This is a genomic window from Nostoc sp. DedQUE09 (assembly GCF_034530915.1).
In the GTDB taxonomy this organism is placed as follows: domain Bacteria; phylum Cyanobacteriota; class Cyanobacteriia; order Cyanobacteriales; family Nostocaceae; genus Nostoc.
The window spans coordinates 1-20770 of the sequence record NZ_JAVRCE010000015.1 but is presented as its reverse complement, the minus strand read 5'-3'; the positions used below and the strand labels follow the sequence as shown (position 1 = coordinate 20770).

Below are 20770 nucleotides of genomic sequence, written 5' to 3'. Positions count from 1 at the left end.
TTCCAATTCGGTACTATGCCTTTAATTAAAGTGCAAACTTCTGCATCTGCTCCTCAAAAAGCTGAAATTGAGTCAATGCTTTTAAACCTATCAGCAAAGTTAGCGAAACATTTGGGAAAACCAGAATCCTATGTAATGACTGCTTTTGAGCCAGAAATCCCCATGACTTTTGCAGGGAATACAGACCCGGTTTGCTACATTGAAATTAAGAGCGTTGGCACGATGAAGCCAGATCAAACCGCAGCAATGAGTCAAGACTTTTGCCAGCAGATTAACCAAACTTTAGGTGTGCCGAAAAATCGCATTTACATAGAGTTTGCAGACGCCAAGGGTGCAATGTGGGGCTGGAATGGCACAACCTTTGGTTAATTAACCATCTTCTTTGGTCAAGACTAACTCGATCTAGCAGGTGTAGGATAGAGATCCTACATCAACTCGTGATTTTTTTATGTCCGCTACGCCTCTTGTATCTCAGGTTGACTCACACAACCCAGAAAAATCAGAATTAATTCCTCCCCTTCTTGGTGCTTCTCTGGCGGAGTTAAGCACTTGGGTGCAGCAACAAGGACAACCTGCTTACAGAGGAAAGCAACTGCATGAATGGATCTACGATAAGGGAGTGCGATCGCTAGCTGATATTTCTGTCTTCTCCAAGCAATGGCGCAAAGAAGTAGCAGAAGTTCCCATTGGGCGCTCAATTTTACATTACCGCTCTGAGGCTCCCGATGGTACGGTGAAATATCTTTTACGATTAACAGACGGGCAAATTATTGAAACTGTTGGTATCCCCACCTTCGCAGAAAGGGGAGAAGGCCCAAAAGCCCGTTTGACAGTTTGCGTCTCTACTCAGGTGGGTTGCCCAATGGCGTGTGATTTCTGCGCTACTGGTAAGGGAGGCTACAAACGTAACCTAGCACGGCACGAAATTGTCGATCAGGTGTTGACTGTGCAAGAAGATTTTCAGCAACGGGTTAGCAATGTGGTGTTTATGGGATTAGGTGAACCGTTGTTGAATACTGAGAATGTTTTAGCAGCACTGAAATCTCTCAATCAAGATGTCGGTATTGGGCAGCGATCGCTTACAGTTTCTACAGTGGGTATTCGCGATCGCATCCGTCAGTTCGCGCAAAATAATTTGCAAATTACTCTGGCTGTAAGTCTCCACGCACCCAACCAAGCACTACGAGAAAAACTCATTCCTAGCGCCCGTGCCTATCCTCTCGAAGATTTATTGGCTGAGTGTCGAGAATATGTAGAAATCACTGGGCGTCGAGTTACTTTTGAATACATTCTTCTCGCTGGTGTTAACGATTTACCAGAACACGCATTGGAACTTTCAAAATGCCTGCGAGGATTCCAAAGTCATGTAAATTTGATTCCTTACAATCCTATCCAAGAAGTAGACTACAAACGCCCCAACCGCGATCGCATTCAAGCATTTGTCAACGTTCTCAAGCAGCAAAATACTGCTGTTAGCGTCCGTTATTCCCGTGGTTTAGAAGCTGATGCTGCTTGCGGACAACTAAGAGCAAGTAAGAATTAAATCTGTTTTACTCAGTAAATTTAGTTACTTTTACTTACGTATTTCTGCACGTTAGTTGTAATTGTTGCAAGAGGGCCGCGGTAGGAATTGTTATATTAAGGTTAAGCGATCGCTCAACCCAATCTGTAACAAATCACTTATGTTGAATCGATCATTGACGCTTAAACTATGGCTACTAGCGATTGTTCTTGCAAAAGCTTTGCCGATAGATTCTCCTGTTTATGGACAAATAATTCAACCGATTCCTCAGCAACCTGAGTCCTTTCAAGAAAGAATGAGACAACAACAAGAGGAACGAATTCAGCAAACACAAGAGCAATTGAAGGAAACATGGCTACGCCAAAACCTTCAACAACCACTTCTAGAACCACGACTACAACAACAACAGCAAGAATTTACACGACAACGGCAAGAACTAATACGCCAGCAGCAATTTAGACTACAACAGGAACAAACAAGACAACAACAACAACAATTTACACAACAGCAACAGCTGAGAATACAACAGCAACAACTCAGACAAGATCAACAAATTAGACAACAGCAACAATTTAGATTACAAGAACAGAGACGACAGCAAGAACTCAAACAACAGAAACAAAACCTGTGAAGTGTTCAAAATTTCTGTTCAAGAAAAATTCAGAATTCTGGATTCTGAATAAGAAAGTGGGGAATACCCTGCGGCATCTTGCTACTGACTCGCCACTAATTTAAACCGCTAAATCTTCTTTTTCAGAGATGTGGAAAGGACGACTTAGCGTGTTTAATAAATACGCTTCTTCAGAAGCTTTTTACAAGACGATGCGCGTAGCTTGCTTACCCGTCGTGGTAGTGGTACGCTGACTCACTACCGCTTCGCGCCAGTCAAACTCCAATTTACACAGAATTCTAACTCCTGAATTCAGTTTTGATAAAAACTTTTTTTTAAAATTAGAGAAAATCTTCTCCAATTTTAATTTTTTCTTATTAGCTAACGGTGTGCATGAATGCCAGGGGCATACGCTTCAATTACTTTGCCAGTGCGAGTGCAACTAATCATCAAATAGTCGCAACTTGGGCATTGTGTGCGAGTTAATTGACTATCAGAAATATAATAACGCTCTGCATGACTACCACAATTTGGGCAGTAAATCTTTTGTACTGTCTGCATTTTAAAACCCCTGGTTGTAATTATTTTATATTTGGTAAAGCTACTAGTTAAACCAGGAAAAAATCTGGTTCGACCCAACTTAACAAACTGCTGTAATATTGGCTGATTATTTTAAACAAAACTTCAGGTTTGATAACTTTCCCATATCTTTATCTATTATTCTAGAATTTCAGTGATTTTACCCTCCTACTTTAGATACATAAATTATTTTTAAATTAAATGCCGCTTAGATATTTACTGATCCCTATGACTAATGCCTTGAGAGAGGGTTGTTTATAATCGTTTCAGACGAATACAAAAAAAGCCATTCTTGTATTCAAAAATTAAACCATATAAATTACTGTATATTTAGTAACAAAATATCTATCTTAAGATTTAGTTAATATTTGCTAACAAGATTTATGAGGTCAAATTCTAATGAGATAATTTAAATAAAACTACCAAACTTTATCAGAAACGGCTTTCTTTGGTCGAAACTCCGGGAGCCGCTTAAAATTCTCTCCAATGCCAGTAATTAGACCCGAATCTTAGTGCAGCAAACTCTAGCATCCTTTTGATAACTGGTCTGTTTTTGACATCTTGGAGAGAACTTATGGGAATATATCCGTTAACTAAGTATTGAGTGCTGAGTATTGAGTGCTGAGTATTGAGTGCTGAGTCCTGAGTATTGAGTGCTGAGTTTTGAGTGCTGAGTGCTGAGTAAAAACCCGGTTGTTTCAAGCCTTTGAGCAATCAACACTGTTTTAACCATGTGACTACGGCCATAATATAAGACAGCGTAAATAAACCACCCATTCCAAATCAATGAAACGCTTACGCTGCATTCATTTTTAATTTTTCATTCCGTCTTGCCTACTAGTCCCCAATCTTCAGTTCAAGGTGACAATGGGAGTTCTCACTTCAAGCAGGATGAAAATAATCGTAAATTTCTTGAGCCAAACGTGGCCCAATTCCTGCGACTTCAGCGAGTTGTGTGGTTGTTGCTTGCCGAATATAATCCACTGAGCGAAAATGCCCTAGTAGCTGCTTTTGTCGATGATGTCCTAAGCCAGGAATTTCATCTAAACGCGATCGCTTCAATTTATCACTGCGCTGTTGACGATGGAAACTCACTGCAAACCGATGCGCTTCATCCCGTAGCCGCCGCAACAACTGTACCCCAGGTTGTTCTGCATCAGTTGTTAAGGGTTTAGACTCTCCCGGTAAAAAAATCTCTTCTCGCTGCTTTGCTAAACTTACAACTCGCAAGTCTTCTAATAAATTCATCTCTTGTAAGACGGCGACAACTGATGATAACTGACCTTTACCACCATCGATCATGATTAAATCAGGCCAGTCAGGATTACCCAAACGTGTTAATTGCTGATCTTCCGCATATTTACGGAACCGCCGCTGGATGACTTCAGCAAGACTAGCAAAATCATCTGAATGTCCTGCTGTCACCGTAGGATTTTTAATTTTGTAGTGGCGATAGTGCTGCTTTGCGGGTAATCCGTCGATAAACACGACTTGCGAAGCTACAGCATTTGACCCTTGAATATGGGAAATGTCATAACCTTCGATCCGGTGAGGTACATCTGGTAAATCGAGGATGGTGGCTAAGTCTTGCATTGCTTGGTGATTGCGATCGCCAAATTTCTGCATTCTTTGCAATTCATACTGAGCATTTCGCTCTACCATCTCAATTAATTCTGCTTTAGTTTGGCGCAAAGGAGTCAATATTGTGACTTTTTTGCCTTTACGTTGAGTTAAGACATCCGCCAATATCTCCGCATCTGGTAAATCATGCTGTACTAAAATCTCTAAAGGTATTTCTACGGAATCAGCAGTTTGGTAATGTTCCTCTAAAGCTCGTTGTAAAATAGCTCCTGGTTCCGCGTGAGCATCTGCCACAAAGGCTAAACGTCCAACCAATTGCCCAGCGCGAATCTGGAATAGTTGAATACAAGCGTGTTGTTCATCGGCTGCCAGTGCGATCGCATCCCGCGAAACAGTATCATCTGGTAAGGAAACTTTCTGGTCAGCTGTCAGCGACTTTAAGCCAGAAATTTGATCTCGAATCCGCGCAGCTGACTCAAAATTTAAGTTCTCAGCGGCTGCGTTCATCTGTTGGGTCAAAATATCAATCAGTTCCTGGGTTCGACCTTGAAAAACCATCGCGATTTTTTGGACAATTTTGCGATATTCTTCCGGTGAAATCATCTGTTGACACACACCAGGACAACGCCCTAAATCAAAATTCAAGCAAGGGCGGTCTTTAAACAGTGGTTGGGGTCGTTGTCGCTGTGGGAAGATGCGCTTGCAGATGCGGACAATTTCTCGCAATAAACCAGCATCAGTATAAGGCCCGTAGAATTTATCCTTTTCTTTACCGAATTGGCGCTTACGGGTAATAAAAATTCGCGGATAATCTTCTGACCAAGTAATGCAGAGATAAGGATATTTTTTATCATCTTTGAGCAGCACGTTAAAGTACGGTTGGTGCTGCTTGATCAAATTGGCTTCTAGCGCTAAAGCTTCGGCTTCAGTATCAGTGACAATGAATTCAATTTCTGTCACCAACTTGACCATCGTGGCGATACGTTCAGTCTTGTTGTAGCCATCCCGGAAATAGGAACGGACACGCGATCGCAACTTACGTGATTTACCTATATATATAATGCGATCGCTCCTGTCCCGCATGAAATAAACCCCCGGTTCCGGTGGAATTTCGGCTAGACGGTTTTCTAGTCGTTCTGGCTCTTTAACCAGCGGTAATACTTGAGTAGATATTGTCACAACCAAAATTAGGTAATCTTTATCTATTTTAAGAAAAATTGTTTTTTCGTGCCGATTTAACAAATTATTTATCAAGTAAATATAAAGTAGCCATCATGAGCGGTACATACTACATACAGATGAAAGAGGATTGAGAGAGAAGAATAACTTTTAACTCAGCACTGACTCAACGCCCTGCTACCGCTAATAGCACTCTCAAGCCAAGAGGCTTTTTAGTCTGTATAAAAAGAAGTCGGCTGGATATTTCTTCGGCTTCTCCTACAGTGAGTCAGTTTCTAAGCTAGAGGCTTGGCAAAAACTAACTCCAAGCATCACAACCTTCGAGCAGACGAGAGGTTGTTTCGCTGTCACCTTAGTCATTGACTACTACTGTCAGAATAAAAACTTTGCTTTTTGAATCTATAGTTAACATTTTTAAATTGGTAATACTTTATTATCTAAAACTTTATATTTTAGATTAGATGATAACATTTTTGTATTGAACTAGATTATTTATTAATAAGGAATAGACTTATATATCGCTTACATAAACATTAAATAAAATCTTAATTTATTGGCAATGTTTATGTTTATTTATTGAATTTATAATATTAAGCGCATTAACGGATTTAGTCAGTTAAATTTCCGATTATGATTGAGAATATATTAATTATTCATGATTTCAGGCAAGAGCTAAACTATGAATTTACAAGATTTTGAAATCCGGTATCGTGAGGCTATGGCTGAAACTCTCAATGAACTGCAAACAGCAGTTTTGTTATTAGCACAAGTGCAACAGAAAATTTCAACAATTGGTAGTTCTGTACAAACTCTTAGCGAGTGTGTTGAAGAGTTTATTGCTGACCAAAAAGTAGAATAAATATACGCCTACCAAAAAAGTTTATCTGTGGCGACAAGTAAACTGTTCTTCAATTGCAAGGATGAGATCCTTAAGTTTTAAAGGTTTGACAAAATAGCAACATGCACCCAAACTCAGAGCTAGTTCTTGATCTGCTTTAAAAGCAAAGGCTGAAACCACAATAATAGGTATTTTTGACAAATGAGGTTTTTGCTGGACTTGTTTTAAGAGTGAATAACCGTCAATATCTGGCAATTTCAAGTCCAATAACATTAAATCTGGCTGGAATTTCTCAATGGTTGAGAAAAAAGCAGAGCCTTCTGACAAACTTTGGACTTCATACCCACAGTAACTTAGATAGTCGCTAAGTAACATCCGATTGAGGTAATGGTCTTCAACTAGTAAAATTCGTCTAACTTTGTGTGACTGCAATGGCTGATTTATATTGAGTAATTTTACTGTCATTGCTATTTATTATCTGATGATCTTAATTAAAAGCTAAAAATTTACCATAAACTAAAACAGTCATGCATTTAAGCAGTGAAACAAATATAAATTTTATTTATGTAGTCTAATTAAATATCTGGAGAAATCGAATTTAGCTGCACTACAATACTAGAATGATAGTATAAAGAAATGTAACTAAATCAAAAATTAATCTTTTTTTTACAAATTTTTTATAATTTAGACTATTAATTTAACATTTATTTCACAATTTTAATTGCCTAAATTTTCTGAGTAAAACTGCTTAAGTAATACTGGGACTAACATTATCGTATTGCCTTTCATAAAAATGTGAGGCTAAGTAATACTATTGTACAAAATCCATATTAAAAATAAATCAAGTGCGTAGAGGCATACAGATGTAAAATCTTGCAACCGATTTATTTTTTGCAAGTGTTGTTAGAAAAAGTATAACCTAGAAGATTAAATTATATTATCGGTGCAAGTAATTATTCATCAAAAAAGGGAGCTAAAAGCTCCCTTACTTATTTTTTGGAATGGAAACCGGAGTTTCAACCAGATACTTTTTTTAACTTACGTTGTGTAACAAAGATACCAGCAACACCTAAAATCCCAAATACTACTGAGGGTTCTGGTACAGAGGATGGAGAAACATACTTAGGTGTTGACCAAGTATAAATTGCACTATAGGATACACCATCATCAGAAGCAGTAATACCGGATGCAGTGGGGTTAAAGCTATAGGCATAGTAAGTTTGACCACCAGTAACTACCTTAGCAATTTCACTAGCCGCAATTTCACCTTGATATCCATTTAATGCAGCTTGCAGAGTCAGTACATCTTTAAATGATGTAAGTTGAGAGATTTGACCTGGTAGCTGATTTTTGAAAGTATTCAGTTGAGAGATTTGACTTGGCAGCTGATTTTTGAGAGTATTCAGTTGAGAGATTTGATTTGTCAGTTGTTGCCTTTTTAATTGATTGGCTGGAGTGTTAGGAATTGCGTTGAGTTGTGTTTGCAGTGTGGTAATTTGTCCTGGAATTGCGTTGAGTTGTGTTTGGAGTGTGGTAATTTGTCCTGAAATTGTATTGAGTTGTGTTTGTAGTTGTGGGATTAAACTTTCAACTTGTGAAAGGGTTGGTGCCGTTGTTTGTTGAGGAAACTGTGATTTAATTGCATTCCATTTTTCATCAACCTTAGTAGAAATAGTTGTAGCAAGTTTAGTCTTTACATCCAAGTGACCAACTAACTTCAGTTCCACACCGCCATTTTGACCGAATTGGAAACCACCAATGTTAGGATCTCCCATTCCCAAGGAAGGAAAATAACTAGTTATTAGTGATTTGCTGTCGGCTGAAAACCCGTTCCAAACTGATTGAAATGGTGTGTAGCTACTCAATAAATCGCCTAGCCATTGCGAACCAAAACTATTCCAGTCATTAGCAGTGACACTACTAACGCTGGCACTATAGTTTCCTTTTGTGGCGGTGAAGCCAACATTAGAACCTGGGGTTTCGCTACTATACCAAAGCTCGACGTTAGAGCTGGGGTTGTTATCTGTCAAAGCCTTGATGGCGGCGTTAGTACCACCTTGTGCATTCCCTTTGATAAAAGTACCATTTGAGCCACCAGTGTAAGTGTTAATTTCTCCTGTATTATTGAAGTCAAAAGATGTAGCGTGTGCTGGGGCAGTGGCAAGAGCGCTCACACCAATAGCCATTGATGCACCAATTACAAGTTTCTGAAAAGTCATTTTCATTGTTTTCAAGTCTCTGTCAGTTTGGAAGTTAAGTTTTAAACTACTGCCGTTTTTAGGCTTGGGCTGTCTTGACCACAGGCTTTTTGGCAATACGGTTGCTTAAAAGCATGGCCTGTATTGTTTGCCGTCTTTGGTATCTGAGCGTACAAACCCAGTTTAAGAAACGGGGAGACCTAATTGGGTAAAGTTACTCCTGATTATCAATAAAAAGATGAAGAATGTTTTGATAGTTTTATACGTTTAATTACATATTTTAAGCATTTAGCATAGTTATAAAAATAACTATATGATATTTTCAAGTTCAGTACAATACGGTAGGGACACACAAATGCGCCCCTACCGTATGTTCCATTGGTAAACTTTGCCACTAAAAATCCTTGGCGTTCAGCTTGAGAAGAAATTTAATGAAGAAACTCAGCCATTCTTTCTACAGCAATTTCTAACAAAGGTGGCTCATGCACCAAGGCAAAACGGACATACCCTTCTCCAGATTTGCCAAAGCCAGCACCTGGAGAAACTGCTACACCAGTTTGTTTGACTAGCTGGGTACAAAATTCTACGGAGTTTTCACTCCAAGGTGAGGGTAACTTTGCCCAGATGTACATTGTGGCTTGGGGGGTGGGAACATTCCAGCCAATGCGGTGTAAAGCACTGATGAAAGCATCACGCCGTCCCTGGAAGGTAGTGACAGCAGATTTTACGCCAGCTTGAGGCCCAGTTAGGGCAGCGATCGCACCATTCAAAATTCCTCGATACTGATTAAAATCAACGGCAGCTTTTACCTGGCGTAGAGCCTTAATTAACTGGGCATTACCTATGGCATAACCAATGCGGAAACCGCCCATATTGTAGGACTTGGAAAGAGTGAAAAATTCAATCGAGACGCTTTTTTCTGGATCGGCTTGCAGAATTGAAGGGACTAAGGATTTTGAATTGGGAGAAGAATCTGCCCACTCCCCAGTTTCCTGAAATACCAAATCTACGTAGGGGAAATCGTGAACCAGCACGAGGTTGTGTTGTTGACAGAAAGCGACAGCTTCTTGGAAGAAAGATAAAGGTGCGATCGCAGCAGTGGGATTGTGAGGATAACTTAATACCATCATCCGCGACTGAGCCAAGACTGGAGCAGGAATATCAGCAAACACTGGTAAAAAACCGTTTTCTGCCAGTAGTGGCATCGGGTAGATTTGACCACTGGCTAGGTAGACTCCCCCCGCATGGGAGGGATAACCTGGATCGAGCAACAGCGCAAAATCTCCTGGATTGAGTATTGCTAGGGGTAAATGGGCTGTGCCTTCCTGAGAACCAATTAGAGGTAGTACCTCAGTTTGAGGATCGACTTTGATACCAAATTTTTGTTCGTACCAGTTGACCGCGGCTTCGCGGAATCCTTGGGTACCGTTAAACAACAGATAGCCGTGGGTACTGCGATCGTGCAGAGATTGGGCGATCGCCTCAATAACGTGTGCCTCGGCTGGTAAATCAGAAGACCCCAACGACAAATCAATTACTTCTCGTCCAGCAGCCAAAGCAACTGCCTTGGCTCTGTCCATATCAGCAAATACATTCGATTTTAGGGGTTGTAAACGTTTTGCAAACTGTATGTTAGTCATTTGTCTTTTGTCATTTGCTCTTCGTCATTTGTCCTTTGTCATTTGTCCTTTGTCAAATGACCAATACTTCTCTACCAGAGGCTGCACCAAGGGGAACGCTACTTCGGCTGCGCTCAGTACAAGTCAGTACAAGTGACCCATGACCAATGACTAATGACCAATGACTAATTACTATTTAAGTGCGTATCTAGGAGAGCCAGTAATTTCTCTTTGCCGATGACTCCCTCTGTGGATATCAAAACTTCTTGGTCTTGAAATAGTCTGAGAGCGGGTACACCTTCCACTTGGTACTGCTTAACAGTAAGTGGGTTGGGGTCGATTTCCATTTTAACGACTTTGAGGCGATCGCTATATTCGCCGGCAGCAAAGTTAATCGCGGGCGACATCAATTGACAAGGCCCACACCAGGAAGCCCAAAAATAAACTAATACAGGCTGCTTGGCTTTTAGCACTTCGGTTTCAAACTCAGCATCGGTTATGGTGATTACAGCCTTACTCATTGCAGTCTCCATCAGGTGGCGATCGAAGTTGGCACACACAATACTTTATCCCAAAGTCGTCAATAGTCCATAGTTAATAATTCATAGTTATTAGGATTGTTGACTATGGGCTATTGACGTAAAATCCCACACCCGTTGGCTGTGGGACTATCTCAAATAAGTTTTCTGCCAATTTTACAGTTGATCCAATTGCTTGCGTAGTGAATCTAACTCAGCATCAACCACCTCATTAGATTTAGGAGCAGTGCTTTCTTGTTGCGGTGGCAGTTGGGCTTGATTTTGTGGAGCGGCGGGTGGTAACATCTGGGCTTTCAAAGCTGCCAATTCATCATCAACATCGCTACTACCTTCCAATCGGGCAAATTGGCTTTCTAAATCAGCACCTGCTAACTCTCCAGCTGACTGTGCCCGAGCTTCTTGCATCAAGACTTTTTCTTCCATCCGCTCGAAGGCAGACATTGCACTGCTGGTATTCATCCCACTGACCATGTTTTGGAGTTGCTCCTGGGCTTTGGCAGTGGTGATTCTCGCTCTGAGCATTTCTTTCTTGGTCTTAGCCTCAGAAATTTTGCTTTCCAGCTGGATTAAGTTGCGCTTGAGGGTTTCAACTTGGGTGCTTTGGGTATCTAAACTAGCTTTGAGGGCTGTGCTGGTGTCAGTATAGGTTTTTTTCCGCTCCAGAGCTTGTCGTGCTAAGTTTTCATCACCTTTTTGTAGCGCTAGTTGGGCATTGCGTTGCCACTTATTGATTTCATTTTGGGCATCATTATACTGTTTCTCACTGCGTTTTTGGGCGGCGATCGCTTGGGCTACTCCCTGACGCAGCTGTACCAAGTCTTCCTGCATTTCCAGGATGGCTTGCTCTAGCATTTTTTCGGGGTCTTCGGCTTTGTTAACCAGGTCGTTGAGGTTAGAACTAACTACTCGCTTAATGCGATCGAATAATCCCATAACTTTGTTTTTCCTTGTGTGATTTACGCTTTTTGTTGGACAGTTAGCTTTTTTACTTTTTATAGCTACCTATTTCAATGTAATCTTTCTAGTTTGAATCAGTACCTCCTAACAACTCTTAATTGTTAAGATATCGCCAAACTGGGATAATTAGTCGAACTTCAAGAATCCTGATTGGGTAACTGCTGTTGGGGTGGCTGCGTAGTCTTCTGGCTCTCCTCAGTTAGGATTTTGTGCTGTGTGTTTTCTGACTGGTTGAAAACCTGTACCTTCATCGCTGCCAATTCGGAATCTACATCATTAGATTCCAAAGAAGTAAATTGTGTTTCCAAGTCGTCGCTACTAAGTTGAGCAATCGCTTCTGATTGAGCTTCTATCTGCAAAACTTTTTCTTCCATACGCTCAAAAGCACTCAGACTGCTAGTGGTAGAAACTCCACCGAGCATTTCCTGGAGGCGATAAGAAGCTTCAGCTGAACGGGCGCGGGCAATATACATATCTTTTTTTGTTTTCGCCTCGGAAATTTTTAACTCTAGCGATCGCATATCCTTTTTTAGCCTAGCGACTATCTCGTTTTGCTGCTCTATCTGCGAAAAGAGGGCTGTAGTGGTTTCTTTATAAGCTTGGCGCTTAGTCAATGCTTCGCGTGCTAGAGGTTCGTTGCCTTGTTGCAGGGCCAATTGAGCGCGGCGGTACCATTCTTCTGTTTGAGACTGGGCAGCCGCAGCCTGTCGTTCAGTGCGTTTCTGGGTAGCGATCGCTTGTGCTACACCTTGGCGCAACTGCACCAGATTTTCCTGCATCTCCAGAACAGCTTGCTCCAAAATCTTTTCTGGATCTTCTGCACCACCGATTAAACCATTGAGATTAGCGCGAATCACCCGCAGGATACGCTTGATTAATTCCATGTCGGCTCTCCATTCACGAAACCCAGTTCTAAGTGCTGAGTGCCTAGTTAAAGTCCTAAGTATAAAAATTTTTGTTGTTGGGTAGTTATGGAGTATTGAATGCCCAGTTAAAGTCCTGAGTATAAGAATCTTTATCGTAGGGGCGTAAACAAGCAAGATTTTGTCCTTACTACTCAGAACTCAGCACTGGCTCAATGCTCCACTACCGCTAACAAAACTCAGCACTGGCTTGATGCCCCACTACCGCTAACAAAACTGTAAGACTGTGATCTCATGGTATCGTAGATTTTTGCAATTCATGGCTGCTGAACTCGTGCCTTGATTCCCCTTGCTTGTAACAGTTTCATCTGTTGTTTTACTTGCTCTTTAGTTTTAAAAGCACCCAGATAAATCAATTCTTTGTTGGGCGATAAATAAGCATCAGGAATTACTTGCCGTGCCGAAGCAAAAGCTGCCCCTTGATTATCGATCACTACATGATAGAACCCATCTGTTCCTGGTTTGATTTCTGCATCTGGCTTTGGTGAGCTTGCGATTGGCTTGGGCAAGGTTGAAGTGGGAGGTAAATTCAGGGGAGGCAAGGATTGTAGCGTCGGCACTGGTGCTAAGGCGATCGGGTTGGTAGGTTGGGCTGTATTGGGGTTAGTAGAAAATGCCCCTTGAGGATTTGCGGGATTTTGGGGAACAACTGGATTAGGCACTACTGCGGGGGTTGGTTGGACTTTAGGTTTTAAGCCAACTACATCATTGGGATCTCTTACCTCAGGAAACTCTTCAGTAGCTAAATTGGGATATTTGGGTATGGATGTGCTTGGTGGCTGGATTTGAGGTTGAACATTACTCCCAACTTCCTCAGCATTTTCTGGTGTGGGAGACGAGTTGCCGTTAAACAAATTGCCTAAATTCCATTGTGGCAAGCTTTTGGGATTAAAGACTACATAACCCAAGGTAAGACTCGCCACCAGCAGCAGCAACATGGAGCCAATACCCAAAGGTGATAGCAGACTGTCGCTAGAATTGCTTGGTTTCTTGGTTTCTGGTTGTTCTTCTGTCAGACTTCGCAGCAGTGCTTCACTAGATTCTAAATAGTCATCTGGGTGCTTGGGGCTATTATCTGTCTGCAAGTGATTTTCGCTTTTAGTATTTTTAACGGCTGCTGGCACAATGCTGCTACTAAAGTTGGGTGGGGGTGGTGGAAGTTGAGTTTGTGTTTTAGCTGAATTGGAGGCGGAGGGCACATTAAGATTATTCAGTTCCTCAGTTTTTGCTGCTGTAACTGGCGCTGGATTTATCTCAGGATTCACAGGTACAGATGCGGGTGGGACATCAACTGGGGCTGTAGTTTCCTGATACACAGGTACAGATGCAGGCGGTACGTTGGTTTTAATTTCCGTTACTGATGACTGAGTTGTGTTCGATGTTGTCGGAATGGCAGTTAAAGGTTGGGGTTGAGCACTCATGTAATTTGCAACACGCGATTGCTTGGATGACACCAAACCAGTTCGCGTGCGTCGGTATCGAGCTAACTCTTGATCTAGCGGCACTTCTAAACTCGCTAGTGCTGCTGCTAGTACTGGTTTCAATCCAGGTGTTTTAGACGATTGATGAGAACCGGAGTCGTTCAGGGGGTTTTGAGTCATTGCCTTTGTGCCTCAAACGTAGATTACGGGAATTAACTTTTAGATATATTTTGTGACAATAGTAGCGGAAATTATTTAAATAGATAGAGGCATTGAAAAGAAGCAGAGGGGCAGGAAGCAGGGGGCAGAGGGGAAAACTCCTCTCCCTTGCTCCCTGCTTCTCTGCCCTTCTCCACTTTCCACTCCCCACTTAGAATAATGTCGTTGAAATCAATTAATGATGTTTTAAGGATTCTGGAAAAGCAGTCGAAATGGCAGGAGCAACCATTTCAACGTCTGCTCAAGTGTTGGGCAGAAATTGTTGGCCCGGTGGTTGCCGCAAATACTCGACCATTATCAATTCAGCGTGATGTTTTGTCGGTAGCAACTTCTAGTGCTGCTTGGGCGCAAAACCTGACTTTTGGTCGCACATCTCTACTTTTAAAGTTGAATAAAAAACTGCCAACGCCTTTGGTTGATATTCGCTTCTCTACTGCTGGCTGGCAGAATCCTTTGGTGGAGAGAAAACAGCAACAAATGGTTTCGCCTCATGAACATCCCAGTTACCTTGGTGATATTAGCCGCCCTGATGCTATACCCACTAAAGATGTGAATGCGGCTTTTGGACATTGGACGAAGATTGTGCGATCGCGATCGCATGGCTTACCCCTTTGTCCCCAGTGCCAATCTCCCACCCCACCCGGTGAACTCCAGCGCTGGGAAGTCTGTTCTGTTTGTGCTGCTAAACAGTTTTCAAAGCAAAATAGTTGAACGATTATCCGTTGAGCAGAGTTTATCCTGAAATAATTTGATGTAATGGCAGCAAATCTTTCTAATTCTTGAGAAAAAGTATAGTTTGCTGCTGAAATATGCCGAATGTGGTATGTAAAAAAGACTATTTATGTGAAAATTTATGCCTTAAGCCATACTTAAGGAGGAATTTAAAAGGCTAAATAAATCAAAAGCTTTAGTCTTAGTCTTGATCCCTAATAAGTTTTAGACCATAGCTATATGTAACTGCTTTAGGAATTATTTAAATATATAACAAGATTATAAAAATATCCTGAAGTTTATTTTTTACTTGGGATCGCTGAAACCTATAGAAAATAATGACTTTTTGGCTTTTCTCCGTCTTTATATATAGAAGCAGAATATAAAGATGAAATTCAGCCAGAAACAACACTAAAGATGAATCCGAATGAAACCCATTAAAGTTTTAGCATCTGCCTGTAGATATTGCCGTCATTACCAGCCAGAGGGTCGCCGTGGTGGAACGTGCCAGCAGTTGGGCGCACCAGTTCAAGCGACTTGGAAAGCTTGCTCTTTGGCGCTTCCACCTTTTGCACCTTCTTGGGAAACCTTAGAAGATGCTTGGGGTTTACCAGATGCAGCTCCAGTTTTAACATCTTGTCAATCTCTAGCCTCAGATTTAGACAATGCTGCTCTTGTCTCTCTGGAGGAAATAACGGCCTCTATATCTGAACAGGTAAAAACTAAAGCAGTGGTCATTTAGTCATCCATTATTACTGGACTGAGTTTGCAGTCTGCTTAAAATAAGATTTGTTTTTAAGATTTTTAGTGCTGTAAAAGTTGATATATACAAAAATCGCACCCTTTAGTAAGGTGCGATTTTTGCAATTCTAAGGTAGCCAAGGAAAAGAGCGAAAATCTGGTGGACGCTTTTCGAGAAAGGCTTGTTTTCCCTCAGCTCCTTCTTCTGTCATGTAATAAAGTAGGGTGGCGTTGCCAGCAAGTTCTTGTAAACCAGCTTGTCCGTCACAATCAGCGTTAAAGGCGGCTTTGAGACATCGAATTGCGATCGGACTTTTTTCTAAAATCTCCTGCGCCCATTGAATACCTTCAGCTTCTAGTTGTTCAACTGGAACGACACAATTAATTAAACCCATTTCTAGCGCTTGCTGTGCATCATATTGGCGACAGAGAAACCAAATTTCTCTAGCCTTTTTTTGCCCCACGATGCGGGCAAGATAGCTGGCTCCAAAACCACCGTCGAAACTGCCGACTTTCGGACCAGTCTGTCCGAAAATGGCGTTATCGGCAGCGATGGTAAGGTCGCAGATTAAGTGTAGGACGTGTCCACCACCGATCGCATATCCAGCTACTAAAGCAATCACCACTTTTGGCATGGAACGAATCAGGCGTTGTAAGTCCAGCACATTCAAGCGAGGGATGCCAGTATCATCCACATAACCCGCATGTCCCCTCACACTTTGATCGCCACCAGAACAGAAGGCATATTTGCCATCAGTGTGTGGACCATAACCAGTAAATAGAACAACACCAATAGTAGTATCTTCACGAGCATTACAGAAAGCGTCGTACAGTTCAAAGACGGTTTCAGGACGGAAAGCATTGCGTTTATGGGGGCGGTTGATGGTGATTTTCGCAATGCCATCAGTTTTTTGATACAGAATATCTTCGTAGGTTTTGGCAGTTTGCCAGTTAATTTGCATTGGTATGGAGTGCGGTGTTGTGCTTGAGAATTTTATCGCGGACGTAGGGACATGCGATACCTGCGGGGGGCTACGCCTACGCTAAAATTGCTGTCTCAAGCCTTTACAATCTGGTAATTGTCTGGGTGTTGAGGAATAGAAATGCGACGTGACACCATCTTCTACAAATTATTTAAGCAATTTCCCGGTTTGCTGTTTGAATTAGTAGATGAACCACCTCCAGAAGCGGAAAACTACCAGTTTGAATCGGTTGAGGTGAAAGAAACGGCGTTTCGGATTGATGGAGTGTTTTTACCTCCCGATAATGCAGTTTCCAAAACCGTCTTTTTTGCAGAAGTGCAGTTTCAGAAGGACGAAGACTTATATCACCGCTTCTTTAGCGAATTATTTTTGTTTCTCTACCGCAACTCTATCCGTTACGCTGACTGGTTTGGGGTAATAATTTTTGCTTCTCGCAGCCTTGAACCTTCCAATTCAAAGATTCACCGCGCTTTGTTAGAAAGTGGTCAAGTCAGGCGGGTTTATCTGGATGAGTTGGGGGATTTGCGAGAACAACCTTTGGGATTAGGTTTGATGTTGCTGACAAATGTTACTTCGGAAACGGAAGCAGTTGAAGGTGCGCGGTTTTTGTTGGAGCAAGCACGGCAACAATCGGAGCAAGCGATAATTGATTTAGTGACGACGATTATCGTCTACAAGTTTTCTACCTTAAGTCGAGAGGAGATTCAAGCGATGTTAGGACTGAATTTGGAAGAACCACGGGCTATTCTGGAAGCGAAGGAAGAAGGCCGAGAGGAAGGCGAAAGAACGATCGTTTTACGACTATTAAATCGGCGTGTGGGTAATATTCCTGATGCGCTTTTATCACAGATTCAAGGGTTATCGGTGGAACAGTTGGAAGCTTTAGGTGATGCTTTGTTGGATTTTTCTACTCTTGCTGATTTGGAAGGGTGGTTACAAGGTCAACCAACAGGGTAAATTTCACTCAGAGAAGCAGAGGAAAAGGCGATCGCACCCGGTAAAATTCTCATAGCTACAAATCTGAGGCTGGAAGACACGCGGGTATATCAGGAAGCGGTGGGAGAAAGAGTGCGATCGCTCATTTTACTTCTATCTCAGAAGCTCGAACATCTAATTCTTCTAAACACTTAGTTTTGTTGCCATAACTTCATTATCCTTTTTTTCAGTTCAACGATAAAATTGATGAACTCATCAAAAGATAGCCAAAAATCTTATCCTAATATCGACGATAATACTTACTCTAGAATATTAGAACTGTCTAAGCTAGGAGATGCTTATACAGAGCAAGAAGAATTTGTAAAAGCGATTGAAAGCTATCATCAAGCTTTTGATTTGATCCCCGAACCATTTGAAGTCTATATAGCATCAACTTAGTTGTTGACTGCTATTGGCGAATCATATTTATTAATGGATGACTATGAAAATGCACGTCATGCACTTCAAGAAGCTATGTATTGTCCAGATGCAATTGGAAATCCCTATATTCATCTAAAACTAGGGCAAGCTCAATTTGAACTAGAAAATTTTGACCGTGCTCAAGAGGAGCTAGCTAGGGCTTATATTATAGAAGGCAAGACTATTTTTGAAAATGAAGACTTAAAATACTATGAATATTTGAAAACATTTCTTCGAGAAGTTGAGTAGTGCGATTGCATCTAGAGCATTTCACTGAATATCCACTCCAAACTTCCGTAAATTCTCCTGTCGCCACTTGGCATCTACTTTACGATTTGTCTGCAACTCTAAAACCTGAATTCCTGTAGTTGGAAGCGGGTTTAATTTTTGTTGTAACTGCTGCCAAGAAGTAATCAATTCATGTTGCACATTATAAGTAGCGCACAACTGAGAAAAATCAATATCCTGGGGAGTACCGAAAAACTCTTCAAATGGCGGGTCAAATTTGGCAATGGGTAACATTTCAAAAATACCACCGCCATTGTTATTGATTAACACAATCGTCAAATGTCCTACAAATTTATTGCGGATTAAAAAACCATTGGTGTCATGTAACAGAGCTAAATCTCCCGTTAACATCACACTACTTTGCTGGCGATGAGCAATTCCTAAAGCTGTGGATAATGTACCATCGATGCCATTTGCACCCCGGTTAAAGTGCGATCGCACTCCTAAATTATTTGGTTTCCAGAAATATTCCACATCCCGCACAGGCATACTATTGGCAATAAACAGAGGCGTTTCTGGCGGTAAAATCTGAGAAATTAACCAAGCTGCTTTACTCTCAATGATTTCATCTATTTTCCCCATCGTCTGGTCAACCATTAACCTAACCTTCGCTTCTGCATTACACCATTCCTGCATATAATCTGAGGAGAAAGATAAATTTCCTTCCTCTACTTTTATTTCTTCTACAGATATCCGTAAATGCGTCGTTCTCCCATGCAAAGGGTCGAGGTTTTGGTCACTCTTATCAATTATCCAGCGTCGAGGTTGGGTTGCAGCTATCCAGGTACGCAATTCTTTACTTGTAGGCATTTCTCCCACCTGAATCACCATTTCGGGTGCTAGCTGCTTTGCTAGCTGCTGATTTCGCAAAATCAGGTCATAAGTGGCAATTAAATAAGGGTTGAGTTCGGCATAATTTCTGACTGGGGAGAGTCCCTCAGCTAGCACGGGCCATTTGAGAGTTTGGGAAAGTTGCGCGATCGCTCTACAATATTCCTCTGGTTGCGATGGTTGGGCAACACCTGCGATGATGATACCGCGATCGCATTCTTTCCATTCTTTGGGAATGGGGAATGAGGCATCCCTTCGGCTTCGCTCAGGGCAAGTGGGCATGGGGCATGGGTTTGCTATTCCTGCGAAAAAGTCTTCTGCTTCCAACTGCGATCGCAAATAGCTCAAATCATTTCCATCAGGCAGAGGCGCTAAAGGATCGCGAAAGGGAATATTCAAATGTACTGGCCCCTTTGTAGGAGTTTGCGCCCTCTCCCAGCTATGAATTACCGTTTGTCGCAGGTAAGCTAGCATTCCCAGATCGGCACAGGGTAAGGCTAACTCGGTTTGCCAATTTGGGTAGTTTCCATATAATCTCAATTGATCTACAGTTTGCCCAGAGTGACAATCTCGCAATTCTGGGGGTCTATCGGTGGTTAATATCAATAGTGGTACGCGACTATATGATGCCTCTATTACTGCTGAATAAAAATTTGCTCCTGCTGTACCAGAGGTGCAAACTAGTACCACAGGATGTCCGGTTGTTTTAGCTTGTCCCAAAGCAAAAAAGGCGGCGGAACGTTCATCAAGAATGGAAATCGCTTCAATCTCAGGTGCTTGTTGAGCAAAGGCGATCGCTAACGGTGTAGAGCGCGATCCGGGGCAAATGATGGCACAAGTCAATCCCAAGCGCTTTAGGGTCTCTGTTAAAATATAAGCCCAAAGTTGATTAACATTCCTATAAGCGATCGGTATTAAATCAAACATAGCTATAAAACAATCTTAAATTTTAGATTTTGTCTAGGGAAATTCAATTTAAAATCCATCAATGCGGTGATGGAAACCAACACCGCAGCGCGAGTTTGGAGGAAATAAAATCTCCAAGCAAACTTGCTCCACTTTCTACAAAATGCACAATTTGCTCTCAAACATTTATGGACTGCATTCATTTAACGGGAATTCGCGGCTATGGCTACACTGGGTATCTAGCAGAAGAACAGGTGCTAGGGCAATGGTTTGAGGTGGATGTGAGGTTATGGTTGGATATCTCCACAGCGGCCAAGACTGACGCGATCGAAGACACTTTAGATTATCGCAGCGTCATTAGCTTGATACAACATCTGATAAAAACGTCTAAATTTGCTTTGGTGGAGAAATTGGTAGCAACGATCGCAGATTCTATCCTCCAAGAGTGCGATCGTGTAACAAAAGTCCAAGTCACTCTCAGCAAACCTGCTGCACCTATTCCAGACTTTGGTGGCAAAATTAGCATTGAACTGACTAAAAGTAAGCCCAACCTTTAATTCACAAAATGCGTTTTTTTTCAATATCTATCAGCTAGCAAAAAACAGGGGGTTTACGTGGGGCTTGGAAGTGTCTCACAATGAGAATCTTTCCTGCCATTGCCCCCAGCACCTGCTGATATCAATTTACATTGAAGCTGCATAGAAAAGAGCTTCAAGAATAAAGTCATAAG

Annotated in this window: 22 protein-coding genes; 10 read left to right on the top strand and 12 right to left on the bottom strand. The window is 41.7% G+C overall.

The genetic code is table 11. From position 1 onward, the window contains the following. Window positions 1–15 precede the first annotated feature (15 nt). The 3 genes from RMY27_RS12090 (at window position 16) to RMY27_RS12080 (ending at window position 2153) form a co-directional block, all read left to right on the top strand. Entirely contained in the window at window positions 16–369 is a 354-nt protein-coding gene (locus tag RMY27_RS12090; protein WP_229484222.1) for a phenylpyruvate tautomerase MIF-related protein, read from the top strand. Between the two features lie 79 nt (window positions 370–448). Beyond that, window positions 449–1543: a 23S rRNA (adenine(2503)-C(2))-methyltransferase RlmN gene (rlmN, locus tag RMY27_RS12085; protein WP_322663441.1), complete on the top strand. Its 1095-nt coding sequence runs from the start codon at window positions 449–451 to the stop codon at window positions 1541–1543. 139 nt (window positions 1544–1682) lie between these two features. Next, a complete protein-coding gene (locus tag RMY27_RS12080) occupies window positions 1683–2153 on the top strand; it encodes a hypothetical protein (RefSeq protein ID WP_322663439.1) in 471 nt (156 codons plus the stop codon). Window positions 2154–2513: 360 nt separating this feature from the next. Here RMY27_RS12080 and RMY27_RS12075 read toward each other — a convergent pair whose 3' ends face one another. From RMY27_RS12075 to uvrC, 3 genes are all read right to left on the bottom strand, one after another. Further along, window positions 2514–2693, bottom strand: coding sequence for a replication restart DNA helicase PriA (locus RMY27_RS12075; RefSeq protein ID WP_179067652.1), 180 nt, complete (start codon window positions 2691–2693; stop codon window positions 2514–2516). Window positions 2694–3300: 607 nt separating this feature from the next. After that, a complete protein-coding gene (locus RMY27_RS12070; RefSeq protein WP_322663437.1) occupies window positions 3301–3444 on the bottom strand; it encodes a hypothetical protein in 144 nt (47 codons plus the stop codon). Between the two features lie 149 nt (window positions 3445–3593). After that, window positions 3594–5471: an excinuclease ABC subunit UvrC gene (gene uvrC, locus RMY27_RS12065; RefSeq protein WP_322663435.1), complete on the bottom strand. Its 1878-nt coding sequence runs from the start codon at window positions 5469–5471 to the stop codon at window positions 3594–3596. A 679-nt stretch (window positions 5472–6150) separates the two neighbouring features. Here uvrC and RMY27_RS12060 point away from each other — a divergent pair. Beyond that, entirely contained in the window at window positions 6151–6330 is a 180-nt protein-coding gene (locus RMY27_RS12060) for a hypothetical protein (protein ID WP_322663433.1), read from the top strand. 21 nt (window positions 6331–6351) lie between these two features. Here the strand turns inward: RMY27_RS12060 and RMY27_RS12055 are convergent, their stop codons facing one another. The 7 genes from RMY27_RS12055 to RMY27_RS12025 all read right to left on the bottom strand — a co-directional run bounded on the left by RMY27_RS12055 (window position 6352) and on the right by RMY27_RS12025 (window position 14146). Then, window positions 6352–6774: a response regulator gene (locus RMY27_RS12055; protein ID WP_322663431.1), complete on the bottom strand. Its 423-nt coding sequence runs from the start codon at window positions 6772–6774 to the stop codon at window positions 6352–6354. Between the two features lie 551 nt (window positions 6775–7325). Then, window positions 7326–8534 (bottom strand): NF038130 family PEP-CTERM protein, encoded by a 1209-nt coding sequence (locus tag RMY27_RS12050; RefSeq protein ID WP_322663429.1) that lies wholly within the window; start codon window positions 8532–8534, stop codon window positions 7326–7328. Between the two features lie 401 nt (window positions 8535–8935). Further along, window positions 8936–10147, bottom strand: coding sequence for an LL-diaminopimelate aminotransferase (locus tag RMY27_RS12045; RefSeq protein ID WP_322663427.1), 1212 nt, complete (start codon window positions 10145–10147; stop codon window positions 8936–8938). A gap of 164 nt (window positions 10148–10311) precedes the next feature. Further along, the gene (locus tag RMY27_RS12040) at window positions 10312–10647 is read right to left on the bottom strand and encodes a thioredoxin family protein (protein WP_322663631.1); all 336 of its coding nucleotides are present in this window, start codon (window positions 10645–10647) and stop codon (window positions 10312–10314) included. 174 nt (window positions 10648–10821) lie between these two features. After that, the gene (locus RMY27_RS12035; protein ID WP_322663426.1) at window positions 10822–11598 is read right to left on the bottom strand and encodes a PspA/IM30 family protein; all 777 of its coding nucleotides are present in this window, start codon (window positions 11596–11598) and stop codon (window positions 10822–10824) included. Window positions 11599–11759: 161 nt separating this feature from the next. Then, on the bottom strand, window positions 11760–12506 hold the full coding sequence (locus RMY27_RS12030) for a PspA/IM30 family protein (RefSeq protein ID WP_322663425.1): 747 nt from the start codon (window positions 12504–12506) through the stop codon (window positions 11760–11762). A gap of 296 nt (window positions 12507–12802) precedes the next feature. Next, window positions 12803–14146, bottom strand: coding sequence for a hypothetical protein (locus RMY27_RS12025; protein WP_322663424.1), 1344 nt, complete (start codon window positions 14144–14146; stop codon window positions 12803–12805). Between the two features lie 198 nt (window positions 14147–14344). Between RMY27_RS12025 and RMY27_RS12020 the strand changes: the two genes are divergently transcribed. After that, window positions 14345–14896: a DUF721 domain-containing protein gene (locus RMY27_RS12020; protein WP_322663422.1), complete on the top strand. Its 552-nt coding sequence runs from the start codon at window positions 14345–14347 to the stop codon at window positions 14894–14896. A gap of 427 nt (window positions 14897–15323) precedes the next feature. Continuing rightward, window positions 15324–15638, top strand: a complete 315-nt coding sequence (locus tag RMY27_RS12015) for a hypothetical protein (protein WP_194047337.1) — start codon at window positions 15324–15326, stop codon at window positions 15636–15638. A gap of 127 nt (window positions 15639–15765) precedes the next feature. Here the strand turns inward: RMY27_RS12015 and menB are convergent, their stop codons facing one another. Further along, window positions 15766–16599: a 1,4-dihydroxy-2-naphthoyl-CoA synthase gene (gene menB / locus RMY27_RS12010; protein ID WP_322663420.1), complete on the bottom strand. Its 834-nt coding sequence runs from the start codon at window positions 16597–16599 to the stop codon at window positions 15766–15768. Window positions 16600–16740: 141 nt separating this feature from the next. On the opposite strand from menB, the gene RMY27_RS12005 reads away from it, so the two are divergent. The 3 genes from RMY27_RS12005 (at window position 16741) to RMY27_RS11995 (ending at window position 18264) form a co-directional block, all read left to right on the top strand. Beyond that, entirely contained in the window at window positions 16741–17577 is an 837-nt protein-coding gene (locus RMY27_RS12005) for an Rpn family recombination-promoting nuclease/putative transposase (protein WP_322663418.1), read from the top strand. Window positions 17578–17802: 225 nt separating this feature from the next. Beyond that, window positions 17803–17994 carry a hypothetical protein gene (locus tag RMY27_RS12000; protein WP_322663416.1) on the top strand — a complete coding sequence of 64 codons (192 nt, stop codon included), beginning with the start codon at window positions 17803–17805 and terminating at the stop codon, window positions 17992–17994. A gap of 3 nt (window positions 17995–17997) precedes the next feature. Next, entirely contained in the window at window positions 17998–18264 is a 267-nt protein-coding gene (locus tag RMY27_RS11995) for a hypothetical protein (protein ID WP_322663414.1), read from the top strand. A 21-nt stretch (window positions 18265–18285) separates the two neighbouring features. On the opposite strand, the gene menD is transcribed toward RMY27_RS11995, so the two are convergent. Beyond that, window positions 18286–20061 (bottom strand): 2-succinyl-5-enolpyruvyl-6-hydroxy-3-cyclohexene-1-carboxylic-acid synthase, encoded by a 1776-nt coding sequence (gene menD / locus RMY27_RS11990; RefSeq protein WP_322663413.1) that lies wholly within the window; start codon window positions 20059–20061, stop codon window positions 18286–18288. 167 nt (window positions 20062–20228) lie between these two features. On the opposite strand from menD, the gene folB reads away from it, so the two are divergent. After that, a complete protein-coding gene (gene folB, locus RMY27_RS11985; RefSeq protein ID WP_322663411.1) occupies window positions 20229–20597 on the top strand; it encodes a dihydroneopterin aldolase in 369 nt (122 codons plus the stop codon). Window positions 20598–20770 lie beyond the last annotated feature (173 nt).

Coding starts and splice junctions, on each gene's coding strand:
- RMY27_RS12090 (WP_229484222.1), top strand. CDS start 16: ATGCCTTTAATTAAAGTGCAAACTTCTGCATCTGCTCCTCAAAAAGCT.
- rlmN (WP_322663441.1), top strand. CDS start 449: ATGTCCGCTACGCCTCTTGTATCTCAGGTTGACTCACACAACCCAGAA.
- RMY27_RS12080 (WP_322663439.1), top strand. CDS start 1,683: ATGTTGAATCGATCATTGACGCTTAAACTATGGCTACTAGCGATTGTT.
- RMY27_RS12075 (WP_179067652.1), bottom strand. CDS start 2,693: ATGCAGACAGTACAAAAGATTTACTGCCCAAATTGTGGTAGTCATGCA.
- RMY27_RS12070 (WP_322663437.1), bottom strand. CDS start 3,444: ATGGTTAAAACAGTGTTGATTGCTCAAAGGCTTGAAACAACCGGGTTT.
- RMY27_RS12060 (WP_322663433.1), top strand. CDS start 6,151: ATGAATTTACAAGATTTTGAAATCCGGTATCGTGAGGCTATGGCTGAA.
- RMY27_RS12055 (WP_322663431.1), bottom strand. CDS start 6,774: ATGACAGTAAAATTACTCAATATAAATCAGCCATTGCAGTCACACAAA.
- RMY27_RS12050 (WP_322663429.1), bottom strand. CDS start 8,534: ATGAAAATGACTTTTCAGAAACTTGTAATTGGTGCATCAATGGCTATT.
- RMY27_RS12045 (WP_322663427.1), bottom strand. CDS start 10,147: ATGACTAACATACAGTTTGCAAAACGTTTACAACCCCTAAAATCGAAT.
- RMY27_RS12040 (WP_322663631.1), bottom strand. CDS start 10,647: ATGAGTAAGGCTGTAATCACCATAACCGATGCTGAGTTTGAAACCGAA.
- RMY27_RS12035 (WP_322663426.1), bottom strand. CDS start 11,598: ATGGGATTATTCGATCGCATTAAGCGAGTAGTTAGTTCTAACCTCAAC.
- RMY27_RS12030 (WP_322663425.1), bottom strand. CDS start 12,506: ATGGAATTAATCAAGCGTATCCTGCGGGTGATTCGCGCTAATCTCAAT.
- RMY27_RS12025 (WP_322663424.1), bottom strand. CDS start 14,146: ATGACTCAAAACCCCCTGAACGACTCCGGTTCTCATCAATCGTCTAAA.
- RMY27_RS12020 (WP_322663422.1), top strand. CDS start 14,345: ATGTCGTTGAAATCAATTAATGATGTTTTAAGGATTCTGGAAAAGCAG.
- RMY27_RS12015 (WP_194047337.1), top strand. CDS start 15,324: ATGAAACCCATTAAAGTTTTAGCATCTGCCTGTAGATATTGCCGTCAT.
- menB (WP_322663420.1), bottom strand. CDS start 16,599: ATGCAAATTAACTGGCAAACTGCCAAAACCTACGAAGATATTCTGTAT.
- RMY27_RS12005 (WP_322663418.1), top strand. CDS start 16,741: ATGCGACGTGACACCATCTTCTACAAATTATTTAAGCAATTTCCCGGT.
- RMY27_RS12000 (WP_322663416.1), top strand. CDS start 17,803: ATGAACTCATCAAAAGATAGCCAAAAATCTTATCCTAATATCGACGAT.
- menD (WP_322663413.1), bottom strand. CDS start 20,061: ATGTTTGATTTAATACCGATCGCTTATAGGAATGTTAATCAACTTTGG.
- folB (WP_322663411.1), top strand. CDS start 20,229: ATGGACTGCATTCATTTAACGGGAATTCGCGGCTATGGCTACACTGGG.